The 17,661-nt window shown below is 68.0% G+C and carries 17 protein-coding genes; 8 read left to right on the plus strand and 9 right to left on the minus strand.

The window, feature by feature from the left end:
- Positions 1–13 precede the first annotated feature (13 nt).
- The 3 genes from EEB19_RS03995 to sfnG form a co-directional block, all read right to left on the minus strand.
- A complete protein-coding gene (locus EEB19_RS03995) occupies positions 14–970 on the minus strand; it encodes an electron transfer flavoprotein subunit alpha/FixB family protein (RefSeq protein ID WP_187583414.1) in 957 nt (318 codons plus the stop codon).
- 55 nt (positions 971–1,025) lie between these two features.
- A complete protein-coding gene (locus tag EEB19_RS04000) occupies positions 1,026–1,811 on the minus strand; it encodes an electron transfer flavoprotein subunit beta/FixA family protein (protein WP_187583416.1) in 786 nt (261 codons plus the stop codon).
- A gap of 217 nt (positions 1,812–2,028) precedes the next feature.
- Entirely contained in the window at positions 2,029–3,153 is a 1,125-nt protein-coding gene (gene sfnG / locus EEB19_RS04005) for a dimethylsulfone monooxygenase SfnG (RefSeq protein WP_187583418.1), read from the minus strand.
- A 215-nt stretch (positions 3,154–3,368) separates the two neighbouring features.
- Between sfnG and EEB19_RS04010 the strand changes: the two genes are divergently transcribed.
- The 4 genes from EEB19_RS04010 to EEB19_RS04025 are packed head-to-tail and all read left to right on the plus strand — an operon-like array spanning position 3,369 to position 7,726.
- Entirely contained in the window at positions 3,369–4,136 is a 768-nt protein-coding gene (locus EEB19_RS04010; RefSeq protein ID WP_187583420.1) for a bifunctional 2-polyprenyl-6-hydroxyphenol methylase/3-demethylubiquinol 3-O-methyltransferase UbiG, read from the plus strand.
- Between the two features lie 13 nt (positions 4,137–4,149).
- The gene (locus tag EEB19_RS04015; protein ID WP_187583422.1) at positions 4,150–5,703 is read left to right on the plus strand and encodes a glycoside hydrolase family 57 protein; all 1,554 of its coding nucleotides are present in this window, start codon (positions 4,150–4,152) and stop codon (positions 5,701–5,703) included.
- A 34-nt stretch (positions 5,704–5,737) separates the two neighbouring features.
- Positions 5,738–7,009: a glycosyltransferase family 4 protein gene (locus EEB19_RS04020; protein WP_187583424.1), complete on the plus strand. Its 1,272-nt coding sequence runs from the start codon at positions 5,738–5,740 to the stop codon at positions 7,007–7,009.
- Between the two features lie 45 nt (positions 7,010–7,054).
- The gene (locus tag EEB19_RS04025; RefSeq protein WP_187583426.1) at positions 7,055–7,726 is read left to right on the plus strand and encodes an AIM24 family protein; all 672 of its coding nucleotides are present in this window, start codon (positions 7,055–7,057) and stop codon (positions 7,724–7,726) included.
- Positions 7,727–7,774: 48 nt separating this feature from the next.
- Here the strand turns inward: EEB19_RS04025 and EEB19_RS04030 are convergent, their stop codons facing one another.
- Positions 7,775–8,524: an acyltransferase gene (locus EEB19_RS04030; protein ID WP_187583428.1), complete on the minus strand. Its 750-nt coding sequence runs from the start codon at positions 8,522–8,524 to the stop codon at positions 7,775–7,777.
- Positions 8,525–8,618: 94 nt separating this feature from the next.
- Here EEB19_RS04030 and EEB19_RS04035 point away from each other — a divergent pair, with 94 nt between their 5' ends.
- Complete coding sequence (locus tag EEB19_RS04035) at positions 8,619–9,953, plus strand: PQQ-binding-like beta-propeller repeat protein (protein ID WP_187583430.1); 1,335 nt, start codon at positions 8,619–8,621, stop codon at positions 9,951–9,953.
- A gap of 16 nt (positions 9,954–9,969) precedes the next feature.
- Here EEB19_RS04035 and EEB19_RS04040 read toward each other — a convergent pair whose 3' ends face one another.
- The gene (locus tag EEB19_RS04040) at positions 9,970–10,977 is read right to left on the minus strand and encodes a GlxA family transcriptional regulator (protein WP_187583432.1); all 1,008 of its coding nucleotides are present in this window, start codon (positions 10,975–10,977) and stop codon (positions 9,970–9,972) included.
- A 53-nt stretch (positions 10,978–11,030) separates the two neighbouring features.
- On the opposite strand from EEB19_RS04040, the gene EEB19_RS04045 reads away from it, so the two are divergent.
- The gene (locus EEB19_RS04045; RefSeq protein ID WP_187583434.1) at positions 11,031–12,362 is read left to right on the plus strand and encodes an MFS transporter; all 1,332 of its coding nucleotides are present in this window, start codon (positions 11,031–11,033) and stop codon (positions 12,360–12,362) included.
- Here EEB19_RS04045 and EEB19_RS04050 read toward each other — a convergent pair.
- Positions 12,282–13,493, minus strand: coding sequence for a class I SAM-dependent methyltransferase (locus EEB19_RS04050; protein ID WP_187583436.1), 1,212 nt, complete (start codon positions 13,491–13,493; stop codon positions 12,282–12,284). The two genes, EEB19_RS04045 and EEB19_RS04050, sit on opposite strands and share 81 nt — an antisense overlap.
- Before the next feature lie 68 nt (positions 13,494–13,561).
- Here EEB19_RS04050 and EEB19_RS04055 point away from each other — a divergent pair, with 68 nt between their 5' ends.
- On the plus strand, positions 13,562–13,921 hold the full coding sequence (locus tag EEB19_RS04055) for a hypothetical protein (RefSeq protein WP_187583438.1): 360 nt from the start codon (positions 13,562–13,564) through the stop codon (positions 13,919–13,921).
- Between the two features lie 22 nt (positions 13,922–13,943).
- Here the strand turns inward: EEB19_RS04055 and EEB19_RS04060 are convergent, their stop codons facing one another.
- Together EEB19_RS04060 and EEB19_RS04065 are read right to left on the minus strand one after the other, a co-directional pair.
- Positions 13,944–14,915, minus strand: coding sequence for a class I SAM-dependent methyltransferase (locus tag EEB19_RS04060; protein ID WP_187583439.1), 972 nt, complete (start codon positions 14,913–14,915; stop codon positions 13,944–13,946).
- Positions 14,916–14,958: 43 nt separating this feature from the next.
- Positions 14,959–15,747, minus strand: a complete 789-nt coding sequence (locus EEB19_RS04065) for an enoyl-CoA hydratase/isomerase family protein (protein ID WP_187583440.1) — start codon at positions 15,745–15,747, stop codon at positions 14,959–14,961.
- Positions 15,748–15,804: 57 nt separating this feature from the next.
- Here EEB19_RS04065 and ligD point away from each other — a divergent pair, with 57 nt between their 5' ends.
- Complete coding sequence (ligD, locus tag EEB19_RS04070) at positions 15,805–16,788, plus strand: non-homologous end-joining DNA ligase (protein ID WP_187583441.1); 984 nt, start codon at positions 15,805–15,807, stop codon at positions 16,786–16,788.
- A gap of 39 nt (positions 16,789–16,827) precedes the next feature.
- Here ligD and EEB19_RS04075 read toward each other — a convergent pair whose 3' ends face one another.
- Positions 16,828–17,637 carry an NUDIX domain-containing protein gene (locus tag EEB19_RS04075; protein ID WP_187583442.1) on the minus strand — a complete coding sequence of 270 codons (810 nt, stop codon included), beginning with the start codon at positions 17,635–17,637 and terminating at the stop codon, positions 16,828–16,830.
- Between the last annotated feature and the right edge of the window lie 24 nt (positions 17,638–17,661).

The following is a 17,661-nucleotide window of genomic DNA, read 5'->3' on the forward strand; positions in this document are numbered from 1 at the left end:
CAGTGCATGCGCGTCACTTGCGCTTCTTGACCTCTTCGGTCAACTGCGGTGCGACGTTGAACAGATCGCCGACGACACCGTAGTCGGCGATCTCGAAGATCGGCGCCTCCTCGTCCTTGTTGACGGCGATGATCGACTTCGAGGTCTGCATACCGGCGCGATGCTGGATGGCACCGGAGATGCCGAGCGCGATGTAGAGCTGCGGCGAGACGGTCTTGCCGGTCTGACCGACCTGGAACTGCCCGGGGTAGTAGCCGGAGTCGACCGCGGCGCGCGAGGCGCCGACGGCGGCACCGAGCGAATCGGCGAGTTCCTCGACCACGGAGAACTTGTCGGCGCTGCCGACGCCGCGGCCACCGGAGACGACGATCGACGCCTCGGTGAGTTCCGGACGATCGCCGCCCACGTTCGGCTCGACCTTGGTGATCTTGACGACGCCCTCGGCCTGTGCCGGGACCTCGACGTCGACCCGCTCACCGGCGCCGGCCTGCGGCGCGGCCTCGACGCCGCCGGGACGGACCGAGAAGACCGGGACGTCACCCTTGGCGACGGCGTCGACGGTGAACGCGCCACCGAAGATCGAGTGGATTCCGACGGCGCCTTCCTTGACGTCGACGACGTCGGCGAGCACGCCGGAACCGAGACGCACGGCCAGCCGACCGGCGATCTCCTTGCCGTCGGCCGTGGCCGCGACGAGGACACCGGCCGGGGAGGCCTGCTCGGCGATCGACGAGAGGACGTCGACCTGCGGGGTGATCAGATAGGACGCGGCGTCGTCGGACTCGGCGACGTAGACCTTCTCCGCGCCGGCCTCCTTCAGGCCGTCGATGATGCCGTCGGCCGAGCCCGGCTTGCCGACGACGACCGCCGACGGGGTGCCGAGCGCACGGGCGGCGGTGATCAGCTCGCTGGTGACCTTCTTCAGGGCGCCTTCGGCGTCCTGCTCCACGAGCACGAGTACTTCAGCCATGTTTCTTTCTCCTGAATGTCTGGGTTGTCGCTGGTGATGTCAGTGCCCGTGAGGACTAGATGATCTTCTGCGACACCAGGTACTCGGCGACCTTGGTGCCACCGTCGCCCTCGTCGCTGACACGCTCACCGGCGGTCTTCGGCGGCTTCGGAGCGGAGGCGGTCACCTGGCTGCCGGCGTTCTCCAGGCCCACGTCGCCCGCCTCGACATCGATCTCGGCGAGGGTGACGACCTGGACTTCCTTCTTCTTCGCGGCCATGATGCCCTTGAACGAGGGGAATCGCGGCTCGTTGATCTTCTCGTTCACACTGACGATGGCCGGGAGGTCGGCCTCGATGTGGAAGATGCCGTCGTCGGTCTCGCGCTCGCCCTTGAGGGTTTCGCCCTCGACGGTGAGCTTGCGCAGATGCGTCAGGTGCGGGAGTTCGAGGTACTCGGCGATCATGGCCGGGATGGCACCGACACGACCGTCGGTGGCCTCGTTACCGGCGATGACCAGCTCGACACCCTCAACGGTGCCCAGCGCCCGGGCCAGGACGTAGGCGGTCTGGACCGCGTCGGAGCCGTGCAGCGAGTCGTCCTTGATGTGGATCGCCTTGTCGGCACCCATCGACAGGGCTTTGCGGATGGCCTCGGTGGCCCGCTCCGGTCCGGCGGTCAGCACGGTGACCTCGCCGCCGTCGGCTTCCTTGATCTTCAGGGCCTCCTCGACCGCGCGCTCGTTGATCTCGTCGAGAACGGCGTCGGCGGCCTCACGGTCCAGGGTGTAGTCGTCATCGGACAACTTGCGCTCGGACCACGTATCGGGAACCTGCTTGATCAGAACGACAATGTTTGTCATGGGTCTGCGTCGACCTCCTGCGTCGGTTTCGGCATCTTACTGACAAGTAAGTTGCTATCGGTCTCCCCTACTCTAGCGTCTGCCTTCCCGCCGCAAAACATCGACTACCTCACAGAACGCGCCCCACACGCGCCGTGGCCCATCGCATCGACGCGATGGGCCACGGCGCGGCGTCCCCGATGACGGGCCGCGATTCGAAGCACTCCGAGCGGGCCGGTCAGACTCCTACCAGCGCGGTGTTGCCCGAGCGCTCGCTCGCCTCGATCTCCCGGACGAGCGGGAGCACCCGCTGTCCGAAGTACTCGACCTCCTCCTGGAAATGCAGGAAGCCACCGAGAATGAGATCCACACCACGCTTGCGGTACGCGGCGATGCGCTCGGCGATCTGCTCGGGCGTTCCGATCAGTCCGGTGCGGAAACCGTCGTTGTACTGCACGAGATCTTCGAAGGAGGAATCGGCCCACATGCCGGTGTTCGTCGACGTCGAGTTCCCGGCCTGCTGAACCGCGTCCCGGAATCCCTCGACCGCGGGCCGGTTCGCCTTCTCGACGATCTCGCGGAGGGTGTCCCGGGCCTCCTTCTCGGTGTCGCGGGCGATGATGAAGCCGTTGAGGCCGAACTTCACCTCGCGTCCGGCCTCCCGGGCCGACTCCCGGACGTCCACAATCTGTTCGGTGACGCCGTCGAAGTCCTTGCCGTTGGAGAAGTACCAGTCCGAGTACCGGCCACCGTTGCGGCGCGCGGCCAGTGAGTTGCCGCCCTGGAAGAGTTCCGGATTCGGCCGGTCGGGGGTGTTGAGCGGTTTCGGCTTGAGGGTGAAGTCGTGGATCCGATAGAAGTCGCCGCGGAAGTCCACGTCGTCCTCGGTCCATATCTTGCGCAGCACCTGCAGGAACTCGGCACTGCGACGGTACCGCTCGTCGTGTTCGAGCCACGGCTCGCCGAGGTGGGTGAACTCGTCCTTGAACCAGCCGCTCACCACGTTGACCGCGAACCGGCCACCGGAGAGCTGGTCCGCGGTGGCGCCGAGCTTGGCCAGGACCGCGGGTTGCCACAACCCGGGGTGCACCGCCGCGATCACCTTCAGCCGCTGGGTCGCGAGAAGTAGGGCGAGGCTGAAACTCGTTGATTCATGCTGGAATTCGGCCCCATAGCTCGCCTCGTACCGAACCTGTGACAGTGCGTACTCGAATCCGTTGTTCTCCGCCGTCTGGGCGAGCCTGACGTTGTAGTCGTAATCCCAGCTGGTGCGCTGCTCGATGTCGCTGGTCACCAGGCCGCCACTGACGTTGGGCACCCAGTAGGCGAATCTGATCTCGTCGGAGACCGCTTCGGTGGTCATGGCGTGGTCAATCCTCCCGAGTGCGGACACGGCGATGCCCACACGTGTTGTGTGTCTGTCGAGATGAGGTCGCGAGTGAGTACTCGCAGCAGACGCCGGGCCGGCTTCCGATGTCGTGTGCAGACCATGTCAGCATCCAGCTGACACGCAGGTCAACGATAGGTTCAGCGTGAGCGTAAGGATGGGCCGGACACCGATGCCCTAGGCTCATGCGGATGACCGAGTTCCACGAGACCCTCGCGTTGACCGGCGAGCGCACCGTCCCCGGCATCCCCGAGGAGAACTACTGGTTCCGGCGCCACGAGGTGGCCTACACCCATGTCCTCGACCACTGCGCCGGACGCGACGTGCTGGAGGCCGGGTCCGGCGAGGGATACGGCGCGGCGATGCTGGCCACCGTCGCCCGATCGGTGACCTGCGTCGATTACGACGAGAGCGCTGTGGAGCACACCCGTCGCCGCTACCCCGGGCTCGTGGTGCACCAGGGGAACCTGATCGATCTGCCGCTGCGCGACGCCTCGGTCGACGTGGTGGTCAACTTCCAGGTGATCGAGCATCTGTGGGACCAGCCGGGTTTCGTCGCCGAATGCCGGCGCGTGTTGCGCCCGGGTGGGCTCCTGCTGATCTCGACGCCCAACCGCATCACCTTCTCCCCCGGTCGCGACACCCCGCTCAACCCGTTCCACACCCGCGAGCTCGACGCCGCGGAGATGACCGGGTTGCTCACCGAGGGCGGGTTCGACGTGAGCGCGATGCTCGGCGTCCATCACGGCGACGGCCTGGCGCGGCTCGACGCGAAGTGGGGCGGGTCGCTGATCGACGCGCAGATCGAACGGGCACTCGCCGGGCAGCCGTGGCCGGCCGAACTGTCCGCCGACGTCGCGTCGGTGGGCACCGCCGACTTCGACATCCGCGACGCCGCAGGCCCCGACGGCGACATCGACGCCAGCCTCGATCTGCTCGCGCTCGCCGTGCGGCGCTGACACCGGGGACACCGTGTCCGACCTGTCGCGCTCCCCCGTACCCGGCCAATTCACCGTGGTGCTGCACTCCCATCTGCCGTGGCTCGCCAACCACGGCCGATGGCCCGTCGGCGAGGAATGGCTCTATCAGTCCTGGGCCGGGTCCTACCTGCCCGTCTTCGCCATGCTCCGCCGGCTCGCCGACGACGGTCTGGCCGACCAGCTGTCGCTGGGCATCACGCCGGTGCTCGCTGCTCAGCTCGACGACCCACACTGTGCCGCATCGATGTACGAATGGCTGGCCGACTGGCAGTTGCGGGCGACCGAGGCCGCGACGTCGACGGATCCGGACCGCCGGACCCTCGGTGGCCGGGAGTACCGGTGCGCGGCCGAGGCGATCGACGACTTCGAGACGCACTGGCGCCACGGCGGCAGCCCGATGATCCGGACACTCGCGGACTCGGGGGTGATGGAGATCCTCGGCGGGCCGCTGGCACATCCGTTCGCGCCCTTGCTCGATCCGCGCCTGCGGAGGTTCTCGCTGGGCGAGGGCCTCGCTGACGCGCGAGCCCGCTGGGCCATCGATCCATCCGGCATCTGGGCCCCGGAATGCGCGTTCGCCCCCGGCATGGAATCGGAGTACGACCGTGCCGGGGTCGGTCATTTCATGGTCGACGGCCCGACGTTGAAGGGCGACACCGCCCTCGGCCGTCCGGTGGGCGACTCCGATGTCGTCGCCTTCGGTCGCGATCTCGTCGTCAGCTACCGGGTGTGGTCACCGAAGTCGGGGTATCCCGGCCACGCCGCCTACCGCGACTTCCACACGTACGACCATGCCAGCGGGCTGAAGCCGGCCCGCGTGACCGGCCGGACGGTCGCCGCGCAGGACAAGAAGCCCTATGACCCGCACCGTGCCGACGCCGTCATCGACCGGCACGTCGACGACTTCGTCGATCAGGTCCGTCGACGACTCGCCGCCGAGTCCGCCCGCCTCGGACGTCCTGCACTGGTCGTCGCCGCCTTCGACACCGAGTTGTTCGGACACTGGTGGCACGAGGGACCGGTGTGGCTCGAACGGGTGCTCCGCCGACTCCCGGAGGCCGGCGTCCGGGTCGGCACCCTCGCGTCCGCACGACGGGACGGGTTCGTCGGCACGCCGGTCGACCTCGCGGCGTCGTCGTGGGGATCGGGCAAGGACTGGCGTGTCTGGAACGGGCCGCAGGTGCAGCATCTGGTGCAGTTGAACAGCGAGGTCACCGAGACCGCGCTGGGTGCCGTCGACAAATTGCAGGCAACCTCCGGCCGTACCCGCAACCGAGTCGCCGATCAGATCCTGCGGGAGACCCTCCTGACCGTCGCCTCGGACTGGCCGTTCATGGTCTCCAAGGACACCGCGGCCCAGTACGCTGTCGACCGGGCACACAAACATGCGCACGCGACGCGCGAGATCTGCGATGCCGCGCTGTCCGGTCGCGACCCGAAGGCCGCGGGGCTGGCGGGAAACTGGTCGCGCGCCGACAACCTGTTCGCCGGTCTCGATGCGCGACGGCTGCCCACGATCGACGCGCCGGGGAGGGCACGGGGATGACTGCCAGGGGGACGAACGCGACGGGGGATGTCGGATGAGGGTGTTGATCGTCTCGTGGGAGTACCCACCGGTCGTCGTCGGCGGCCTGGGTCGTCACGTCCACCACCTCGCGACAGAACTCGCCGGCCAGGGGCACGAGATCGTGGTGCTGACCCGCCGGCCCACCGGCACCGACGCGCTCAGTCATCCGACCACCGACACGACGGTCGACGGGGTCCGGATCGTCGCGGTGGCCGAGGACCCGATCGAGTTCGACTTCGGTCGCGACATGATGGCGTGGACCCTCGCCATGGGCCACTCGTTCGTCCGCGCGGGACTCGGAGTACTTGCCGGCGAACGACATTCGCTTAACGTCGGCGGCTGGGCGCCAGACGTCGTGCACGCCCACGACTGGTTGGTGGCCCATCCGGCCATCGCGCTCGCCGAGTACTTCGACGTCCCACTCGTGTCGACCATCCATGCCACCGAGGCCGGGCGACACAGCGGCTGGGTGAGCGGGCCGACCAACCGGCAGGTGCATTCGGTCGAATGGTGGCTGGCCCGCGAATCCGATTCCCTCATCACCTGTTCGGCCTCCATGCGCGACGAGGTCACCCGCCTGTTCGGCCCGGAGATCCCCGATGTCTCGGTGATCCACAACGGGATCGACATCCGCACGTGGCCGTTCGCGCCGCGCCCGGCGGCAAGTCCCCCGGAGCTGCTGTTCGCCGGCCGACTCGAATACGAGAAGGGTGTGCAGGACCTGCTGGCCGCGCTGCCGCGGATCCGGCGGACCCATCCCGGCACCACCCTCACGGTCGCCGGCACGGGAACGCAGGCGGAGTGGCTGGCCGAGCAGGCCAGGCGACATCGCGTCACCAAGGCCGTGCGCTTCCTCGGCGCCGTCGACCACGATGGTCTCCTCACCCTGATGCACCGGTGCTCGGCGATCGTGTTGCCCAGCCGATATGAGCCGTTCGGCATCGTCGCGCTGGAGGCGGCCGCCACCGGCGCGCCCCTTGTCGTCTCGACCGCAGGTGGGCTCGGCGAGGCGGTCAGCGACCCGACCACCGGACTCACCTTCCACCCCGGCGACGTCGCGGGCATCGCGTCCGCCGTCCGCGCCACCCTGGCCGATCCGTCGGCGGCCGCGGCCCGTGCCGTGGCGGCCAGGGACCGGCTCACCGGTGAGTTCTCGTGGGGCGAGGTCGCCGAGCGCACCGCCGGGGTCTACCTGGCGGCGAAACGGCGGGTGCGTCATCCGGTCGGCCGACCCCACATTCCCGAACGTCCCCTTCCCGAACGGGATCCCGGACAATCGGAGTAGTCCGCGCCGAGAGCCGGCCGCGGTTTCCCCGAAGGAGCGATCACCGTGCGCAGCCCGATCTTCGACCAGGCCAACCGCGAGAAGCAGAGCACCACACGCTGGACCATGCAGTCGGACAAGATGCTCCGCGTCGGGTTCGGACCGGAGGCGCTGGCCGCCAAGGGCGCGATGGTCGCCTACCAGGGCCAGTTCGACTTCGCCCATGAGGGTTCGGGCAGCATGTCCAACTTCTTGAAGAAGGCGGTCACCAACGAGGGCGGCCAACTCATGCGGGTGCGCGGTCAGGGTGAGGTGTTCTTCGCGCGCCGCAACAGCAACGTCTTCACGATCGATCTCGAAGGTGATTCGATCACCATCAACACGTCCAGCCTGCTGGCCTTCGACGCTTCGCTCGACTGGACCATCACCTCGATCGGTAATGCGGGCATGCTCGCCGGCGGCCTGTTCAACCTGACGCTGACGGGACAGGGAACAGTCGGCATCACCAGCGATGGCCCACCCGTGCTCCTCGACTGCTCGGTGCAGCCGACCTTCGTCGATCCCCAGGCCGCTGTCTGCTGGTCGGCGAACCTCACGCCCGGCGTGAAGAACGATTTCAAGATCGGCTCCCTGATCGGACGTGGTTCCGGCGAGTCGTTCCAACTCGCCTTCCACGGACCGGGTTTCGTCGTCGTCCAGCCCAGCGAAGGGACGCCGAGCGGCCCGGGCGCCCGCTGAGGGATGGGTGCTGAGGGGTGGGTGCTGAGGGGTGAGCGCACACCCCGCTCAGGACTTGCGGGCGGCGGCCGCCTTCTTGCGTTCGATGTCGGCGAGCGCACGCTCGAGTTCCGCGCGCTCCTCCACGGTCCGGGCCCAGTCGTCCTTGCGGTTCTTCACGACTCGCGCGGGCGCGCCGACGGCGATCGAATAATCCGGGATGACGCCGCGGACCACCGCATGTGAGCCGAGGACACACCCGCGACCGACGACGGTGTTGCGCAGTACGGAGACCTTCGCGGCGATCCAGGTGTCGGGTCCGATCCGGACCGGGCCCTTCACGATTCCCTGATCTTTGATCGGCAGCGTGATGTCGTCCATCTTGTGGTCGAAGTCGCAGATGTAGCACCAGTCCGCGACCAGGGTGGATCCACCGATTTCGAGGTCGAGGTAGGAGTTGACCACGTTGTTGCAGCCGAAGACGGTCTTGTCGCCGATCCGCAGGCTGCCCTCGTGACAACGGATCGAGTTGCCGTCGCCGATGTGCACCCATCGACCGATCTCCAGCCGGGACATCTGCGGGGTCGCGTGGATCTCGACGTTGCGGCCGAGGAACACCATGCCACGCAGCACGACGTGCGGGTTGGCCAGCCGGAAGCGCGCCAATCGGTAGTAGCGGACCAGGTACCACGGCGAGTACGCCTTGTTGCGGATGACCCAGCGCAGCGAGTCCCGGGTGAGGAAACGCGCCTGCGCGGGATCCCGCCGACGACCGGCCCGCCATCGGGACCGGTAGGACGCATTCCACATCGTGGTCATGACGACAAACCCTAATCGACCCGAATTCCGGGCACGATAGGCTCTCTGCTGGCACGTCGAACGACGGGGCAGATCGCGACAGGACAGGAGTCAGATGGCTGTGTCAGCCGGTGGGCGCGGGGTCGCCCGTCAGGTGCCGACGACCCTCGCGGCGATCGTGGTGACCGTCATCGCGGTGATCGTGTCCGCCTGCTCCGACGGGCACATCGACGTCCGTTCCGTCGCCGGACCCGGCTGGTCGAGTTACGGCGGCAATGCGGCCAATTCCAACTTCGCCTACCCCAGTGTGCCCGACGACCTGGCCCTGGCCTGGACACGGCCCACCGGGGGTCCGGTCACGGCCCCGATCACCCTGTCCAACCAGTCGAACGTCGGGGTCACCTCGAACACGGCGAGCGGCTGCAATCTCCTCGTCCTCGATCCGAACAGCGGGCGCAAGAACTTCTGCAAGCGGATGCGTTCGGGCATCGAGGTGAACGCGCTGCTCGTCGACCAGTTCGACCAGCCGTACGTCGGCGAGGAGACGACGTTCCTCGCATTCAACGCCGGTGGCGCCATCCGCTGGCGGCTCCCTGTGCTCGGCGTCCCGTTGTCGGCGAAGTTCGCCGCCCCCGGCCAGATCCTGATCGCGACGACCCGGGGGCAACTGTTGCTCGTGGACACCCAGACCGGCGAACTCGCCGCTCCCGAGGTGCGGTTGCGACCGGACGCCGACCCGGACGACCCGACCTTCGGCTTCGGCGAGTGCGTGACCAACGGCCCACGATGCGCGATCCCGTCACCGCCGGCCGTCGACACCCAGCACGAACGCTTCTTCGTGAACTTCTGGCCCCAGGGCGCCATCGCCTCTCAGGTGCGCGGGATGGACTACTCGACCGCCGACGGCGGCCGCAGCATCCGCGAACTCTGGCACGCCGACATCCCCGGCGGGGTCGTCGGTACACCGACGCTGTCCGCCGACGGCGCCACCGTCTACGCGTTCAGCAGACTCGGTCGCATCGTCGCCCTCGATGCGGCCTCGGGCAAGACCCGCTGGACCTACGAGAACGGCGGATACGGATTCGCGACCATGTCGGTCTCGCCGGACGGCCTGATCATCCCCACCGGGGTGCTCGGCGCACCGCTCACGCTGCTGCGGGATGCCGGCGACCACGCCGAACAGGTCTGGCAGCGCAAGGATCTGGCCGCGGTCAGCCTGTCCACCCTGACCGCTCAGAACACCGCCTGGACGGTGGTGCGCGACCAGGACCGGGATTCGTTGTCCCTCACCGAGGTCTCCAGCACCGACGGCACCACCAAGCGGTCGCTGCCGCTCCCCGAGTCGGGCGGGTTCGCGACCGGCGTCTCGGTGTCGCCGTCCGGTCAGATCGCAACGGCGACGAACATCGGCAAGGTCTATTTCTTCGACAGCAAGGCCGCGATCGACTGATCGTGCCCCGGATCGATCAGGCGGGGATGCCCGCCGACTGCTCGGCGTGATTGCCCGCGAACGTCTTCCGGTACGACGACGGTGACATGCCCAGCCCCTTGCGGAGATGGTGACGCAAGTTGTCGGCCGTCCCCAGCCCGGATCTCTCGGCGACGAGATCGACGGACAGGTCCCCGGATTCGAGCAGCCGCCGCGCGAGATCGACACGCCGTTCCCGCACCCAGGTGCCCGGCGACTGTCCCGTCTCCTCGCGGAAACGGCGGCTGAAGGTCCGCGGGCTCATCCCCGCGTGCGACGCCAGCTGCGGCACCGACAGCGGCTCGGTCAGGTTCGCCAGCGCCCACTCCTGCGTCGCGGCCGTGCCGCGGGCCGCGGTGTCGGGGACGTTGCGCTCGATGAACTGCGCCTGACCGCCCTCGCGCCACGGCGCGACCACACAGTGCCGCGCAACATGATTCGCGACCACACTGCCGTGATCGCGGCGGATGATGTGCAGGCAGAGATCGATCCCGGCGGCGAGGCCCGCAGAACTGAGGACGTCACCGTCGTCGGTGAACAGCACACTCTCGTCGAGATCGATCCCACCGAAGAGCCTGCGGAAGTCGTCGGCGTAGCGCCAGTGCGTGGTAGCGCGGCGCCCGTCGAACACACCGGCGGCCGCCAACACGAAGGCGCCGGTGCAGATCGACACCATTCGCGTGCCGGGCCGTATGCGGGCGAACGACTCGGCGACCTCCGCGGGCAGGACACCCCGCCGCCGGGCCGCCGCCAATCGCGTCCCTGGCACGACGACGGTGTCCGCCGTCTCGAGAACCTCCGGCCCGCCGGAGGCGAGGAGCTGATAGTCGGTCGTCGACTCGATCGGTCCGGCCTCGAGACTGCAGGTCCGGACCTCGTACAGGGGCTCACCCCGGTCGTCGACGGCTTGTCCGAACAGCAACGAGGGAATGGTTGCGTCGAAGCCGACGATCGGCGGCAGGAGCAGCACGGCCACCCGATGCGGTGTGGCACGATTTTCATGCATGTTGGCGATTGTGCCACTGGCCGTCCCCATGCGCCACCATCATCCTGGTCATCATGACGACATCTCTGACCGGACGGCGGCGGGTGCACTGGGCGTGGCTGGTGGCCGCCGTCTCGTTCATCGCGATCATCGGCGCGGCCGGATTCCGTGCAGTCCCCAGCGTGATGATGGATCCGTTGCACATGGAATTCGGTTGGTCGCACGCGATGATCGGCGCGGCGATGTCGATCAACATGGTCCTCTTCGGCGTCACCGCTCCGTTCGCCGCCGCCCTCATGGACCGTTTCGGCATCCGACCCGTCCTGACCGGCGCGCTGCTCCTCATCGCAGCCGGCACCGGCCTCGGCGTGTTCATGTCGTCGAGCTGGCAGTTGCTGCTGCTCTGGGGCGTTCTCGTGGGCCTCGGGACCGGCTCGATCTCGATGGGGTTCGTGGCCACCGTGTCCACCCGATGGTTCGTGTCACGACGCGGCCTGGTGACCGGCATCCTGACCGCGGCGAGCGCGACGGGGCAGCTGATCTTCCTGCCCGTCGTCGCCCACATCACCGATCTGTACGGCTGGCGGTGGGCCTCCGTCCTCGTGACCCTGGCCGCCCTGGCAGTGATCCCTCTCGTACTGCTGCTGATCCGCGATCGACCGCGTGATGTCGGCACGACCGCCTACGGCGCGCCCGCCGGCGACGACGCCGACGAGAACCTGCCGAACGGGAGCTTCGGCGCGGCGGCCGCCGGGTTGCTACGTGGGGCGCGCGTACCTGCCTTCTGGCTGCTGGCAGGAAGTTTCGCGATCTGCGGGATGACGACCAACGGATTGATCGGAACGCACTTCATCCCCGCCGCGCACGATCACGGTATGCCGACGACGGTCGCGGCCTCCCTGCTCGCGACCATCGGGATCTTCGACGTGGCCGGGACGATCTTCTCGGGGTGGCTCACCGACCGCGTCGACGCGCGCATCCTGCTCGTCGTCTACTACCTCGGTCGCGGCGTGTCCCTCGTCGTCCTGCCGATGTTGCTGTCGCCGCATGCCGAGCCGAGCACCTGGGTGTTCATCATCTTCTACGGCCTCGACTGGGTCGCGACCGTTCCGCCGACGATCGCGATCTGTCGCGAGTACTTCGGCGCCGACACCCCGGTCGTGTTCGGCTGGGTGTTCGCCTCCCATCAGCTCGGCGCGGCGGTCGCCGCATTCGGCGCCGGGTACATTCGTGACGCCCAGGGCAGCTACGACAACGCGTTCCACCTCGCGGCCGGGCTCTGCGTCCTCGCCGCGATCCTGTGCGGACTGATCCGACGGCGCCGGTCAGAACCGGGCACCGGGCTCGCAGATGAATCCGACCCCCTTCCTGCCGATCCGGGTGAGTACGAGCGACAGGGATCGTGAGCCCTTGGGCTTCAATCGCTTTCGAAGCGAGTCCGGATCGACGTCCAGACCGCGCACGAGGATCTCCAACGTCCCGCAGTCGCGCGCCGACAGCCGACGCCGCAATTCGCGGTCCGCGATCCCGGTGACCTCGAGGACACGAAAACCTCTCTCCCCCAGCGGAACCGAGTTCCCCGTCAGATACGCGATCTGCGGGTCGAGTTGCCAGAGACCATGCGCCGCGGCGTACTGGCGTACCAGTCCGGCCCGCACCACCGCACCATCGGGATCGACAATCCAGTCGCCGGCCTCGGCAACCGCGACGTCGTCGTCGGTGTCGTCGGTCACCTCAAAGGACCGCACGGTGGAATCCGGTTGCGTTCGCAACACGGTGGCACGCCGTCGTGGTTCGCCGTCGCGCTCCGTCCACAAACAGGCTTCGCGCACCGAGCCGTCCAGCGAGGTGATCTGAACCTGTCCAGAGAAACCGTAGCGGTCGCGCAACACCCGATAGTCCAGCCCCGGAGCGCATTTGACGGCGAGCGGCCGACCCGCCCAGGTGGTCAGCACGTCGAGCAGCGGCGGGGTGAGCTGATCGAGACGGAAGACCCGCCCGGCGCCCGAGCGACGCGCGGGATCCGCGATGACAATGTCCGCGGTCGAGGTCGGGGTCAGGGCATCGGCGCGCAGCAGCGTGGGGATGCGGTCGCCGAGCGACGTGTTGTGCCGCGCCATCGACAACCGGACCGCGTCGATGTCGCTGCCGATGACGCCGCCCACACCGGGAGACGCGGAGAGTTCGACGAGTTCGGCACCGATCGAGCACGTGAGGTCGTGTACCACCGCACCGGCGAAGCGCTCGCCGATCTCGGTGGCACGATGACGCGCCACCGCGGAGGCCGTCGCCTGCTGCATCGCATCGTCGGTGAACAACATGTCCTGCGCCGCGGCGAGTTTCGTCCGAGCGCGGCGACGACACAGGATCGTCTCGACAAGCGCGCCATCGTGCGGCGCGTACCGGCGGCGGAGTTCACCGATGTCGGCGAGCATCGAGGACGACGACAGATCCAGGCCGGCGGCGGTCGACAGCGCCTTCGAGCCGTGTCGCGACCGCAGGAAGGCGACGTCATCGAGCGTGAACCGGTAACCCATCGTCGACCATCCTCCCCTTCCCTGACATCATTTGACGAGTTAGGTAAGGCTAAGGAAAGATCCTGCGCATGACACGGACCGCCACTGCCACACTCATCGTCGTCGCCGCTGCGACCGGCGCCGGACTCATCGCCGGTGCGGGACATGCGCACGCCAAGGTCGAGGACGGCACCTACAACCTCTGCATCCAGACCCGGTACGGCAGTTCGGTCGACGAGAAGTGCGCCGTCTACCGCGTCGAGGGCAGCTCACTGATCGGACCCAACGGCACCGCGCTGACGCTGGTGGACACCCCCACCGGCGGTTACGCGGAACTGCCACCCGTCAGTCGCATCACCCTGATCAAGACGGCGGACGGCTACAAGGCGATCAACTCGGTCCTCGGGATTCCGGCCGCCACGTCGACCTTCCTCCCGGTCGGCGACTGAGCCGACCGGGCCCGCACGGTCGCTACGGCTTGGTTCCGGTGACGATCGCGTTGTAGAAGAACTTCGGCGGCACGATCTTTCGCAGCACCTTCTCGTCGAGCCACGAGAGACGCTTCCAGCCGTTGAACGCGAACATCGCCCAACCCCACCCGAGCTTCTCCGCCGGCACCGCGGCCTCGAAGGTGCGCACCGGCCAGCCGAGCATCGCGGCCGCGAGCTCCTCGGTGGCCGTCTCGACCTGCGCGGCACCGGCATTGCGTGCGAGTCGCTCGAGTTCGGCCGGATCGAAGGTGTGGATGTCGACGACCGCTTCCAGGGCCGCGGCCCGCGACGACTCGTCGAGTTCCTCCTGCGGACGACGCCACGATTGCAGCGGTCCGAGCTTGGTGATGGTGGTCGCCGCCGCCCACGTGGCCCGGCTCACCCAGCGGGCGTAGAAGTCGCCGATGGTCGTCGGTTCGCCGGCGAACACGAAACGTCCGCCCGGCTTCAGGACACGGAGGACCTCGCGCAGGGCTTGCTCGACGTCCGGGATGTGGTGCAGCACCGCATGTCCGACGACGAGATCGAACGTGTTGTCCTCGTAGGGGATCTTCTCCGCATCGGCGACCCGGCCGTCGACGTCGAGGCCGAGGTTCTGCGCGTTGCGCAGCGCCACCTTGACCATGCCCGGCGACAGATCGGTGACCGAACCCTTGGTCGCGACGCCGGACTGCATCAGGTTGAGGAGAAAGAAGCCCGTGCCGCAACCCAGTTCCATCGCCCGCCCGTAGGGAAGCGGCGCATCACCCGCGATCGCGTCGAAACGCCCCCGCGCGTAGTCGATGCACCGTTCGTCATAGGAGATCGACCACTTGTCGTCGTAGGTCTCGGCCTCCCAGTCGTGGTAGAGCACCTGCGCCAGCTTGGTGTCGTTGAGGGCCGCCTTGACCTGCTCCTCGGTGGCGTGCGGATTCGGTTCGGGATCGATCCCCGGGGTCACGTCGGTCGTCATGTCGCCTGCTTCCTCGTCGTGGGTGTGTGTCGCGGTGGGTGGGTCATCTGCCGGTGAACCGGGCCTTGCCCGGGCCGTTCGCGACGAAGGACTCCATCCCGATCGCGCGGTCCTCGGTGGCGAACAACGCGGCGAAGAGCTGCTCCTCGATCTTGAGGCCGGTGGTCAGGTCCACGCCCAGCCCCTGATCGACCGCCTTCTTCCCGGCGGCCAGCGCGATCGAGGCAGCATTCGAGAACTGTCCGGCCCACGCGAGGGCGGCGTCATACACCTCGTCGGGGGCCACCACCTGATCGACCAGCCCGATCGCGAGCGCTTCCTCGGCGCCGACGAACCGCCCGGTGAAGATCATGTCCTTGGCCTTCGACGGTCCGACGAGGCGGGCCAGTCGCTGCGTGCCACCACCGCCGGGGATCACACCCAGCAGGACCTCCGGCACACCGAGCTTGGCGTTGTCGCCGGCGATCCGCCGATCGGCGCCGAGTGCGACCTCGAGCCCGCCGCCGAGTGCGTATCCGGTGATCGCCGCGACCGTGGGCTTGGGGATCTCGGAGATCGACCCCAGCGCCGACTGGAGCCGACCGGCGACCTTGCTCATCTCGGCATAGGTCATGTCGTTCATCTCTTTGATGTCGGCACCCGCGGCGAGGACCTTCGGTCCGCCGTACACCACCACCGCTTTGATGTCGTCACGACGGGTGGCCTCGTCCGCGGCCGCGGCCAGCTCCGTCTGCACCTGCCGGTTCAGCGCATTCATCGGCGGCCGGTTGAGCAGGATGGTGCCCACGCCGGGGTGATCATCGGATGTCTCGAGTGTGACGAACTCAGCCATGGTCGAAGGCTACCGTCACCACTCCCGTGGACAGCCCCCAGGCCATAGAGTTGGCGCATGGCACAGGCCTCGAGCGACGCGGGTGAGCCCATCGAGGTGAAGGTCGGCGAGCGGAGGATCCGGTTGTCGAGTCCGGACCGCGTCTACTTCGCCGAACGCGGCGAGACCAAGCGGGATCTCGCGGACTACTACCTGTCCGTCGGAGACGGCATCGTGCGCGCGCTGCGGGACCGGCCCTGCATGTTGCACCGTTTCCCCAAGGGCGTCAGCGGGAAGAAGGTCCACCAGAAGCGGATCCCGGCCGGCGCGCCGGACTGGCTGGAGACGGTCGAGCTGTGGTTTCCGCGCTTCGGACGGACCGCCGACGAACTGTGCGTGACCGAGCTGGGCAGCGTGATCTGGGCCGTCCAGATGTCGACCGTCGAGTTCCATCCGTGGAACTCCCGGCGCGACGACCCGGAATCACCCGACGAGTGGCGCATCGATCTCGACCCGATGCCGGACTGCCCGTTCTCTCGCATCCAGCGCGTGGCCCACGTCGTCGAAGAGGTGCTCGACGAACTCGGGATTCGCGGGTTCCCGAAGACGTCGGGCGGTCGCGGCCTGCACATTTACGTGAGGATCGAGCCCGAATGGGGCTTTCCACAGGTGCGCCGAGCCGCTCTGGCGTTCGCGCGCGAGGTCGAACGGCGCGCGCCCGACGACGTGACGACGACCTGGTGGCGCAAGGACCGCGACCCTGCGGCCGTCTTCGTCGACTACAACCAGAACACCCGCGACCACACCATGGCATCTGCGTACTCCGTGCGTGGCAATCCGCGGGCGACCGTATCGGCGCCGATCCTGTGGTCGGAGATCGACGACGTCGCTCCCGACGACTTCACGATCGCGACGATGCCTGCCCGATTCGCGGAGATCGGCGACCTCCATGCGGAGATCGACGACGTCGCGCATCGTCTCGACACCCTGCTGGAATGGGCCGACCGCGACGTCATCTCCGCCGATGACCTCGACGACGAGGTCATCGACATGGATCGGTGATCTGCCGCGAGGTCGTCACATGCTCTCGTTCATCCCTGGCTACAGCGTGATGTCGGGGACCTTCTGCTCGCCGAGCATCGCGAAGTAGCGGTCGGAGCCGGCGAAGCTCAGCCCGGCCAAGCCTGCGCCCGGGGTGATCGACGGTTGGATGGGCTTGATGTCATGGGTGGCGGCGAGCAGATCGGCGACCGCGTCGTACTCGGCGATCGCGGTCAGCTGCGCCCACGTCGGCGGCAGCAGGAAGTGCTGACCCGCCGCCCACGCGTCGAGAGCCTCCCGCGCACCGACCCACCGCGCGACCTCGGCCTCGCTCGTCTGGTCGTCGGCGTCCTGTCCGTCCGGCAGCGCCGCGACGAAGAAACGGGTGTCATAGCGGCGCTTCTCGTTGACCGGGGTGATCCAGTGCGCGAGCGGCCGCAGCAGGTCTGCACGCAGTGTCAGCTGCTGCGCCCTGAAGAAGTCCGCGAGCGACAACGACTTGTCGACGAGCTGGGCGCGTTGCGTGGCGAACGTCTCCGGTTCCGGCGACGAACCGTCGGCGCCGGTCGCGAGCAGTACTCCGCACTCCTCGAAGGTCTCTCGAACCGCCGCGCAGACGAGCGCCTTCGCGGTGTCGGCATCGGTGGCGAAAGCCTCGGCCCACCAGTGCGCGTCCGGACCGGTCCAGTCGAGGTCCACCTCGGCATCCCGAGGGTCGACCCCGCCTCCGGGGAACACCGTCATGCCGCCGGCGAATGCCATCTGCTGGACGCGGCGCTGCAGGAACACCTCGATGCCGCTCGCCGTGTCACGGACCAACACGACGGTCGCGGCATCGCGCAGCGGTGCGGGGGACTCCGATGGGGCCATGACGAAACATCTCCTCCTCGACGG

This window comes from Gordonia sp. OPL2 (assembly GCF_003797825.1).
Lineage (GTDB): Bacteria > Actinomycetota > Actinomycetes > Mycobacteriales > Mycobacteriaceae > Gordonia.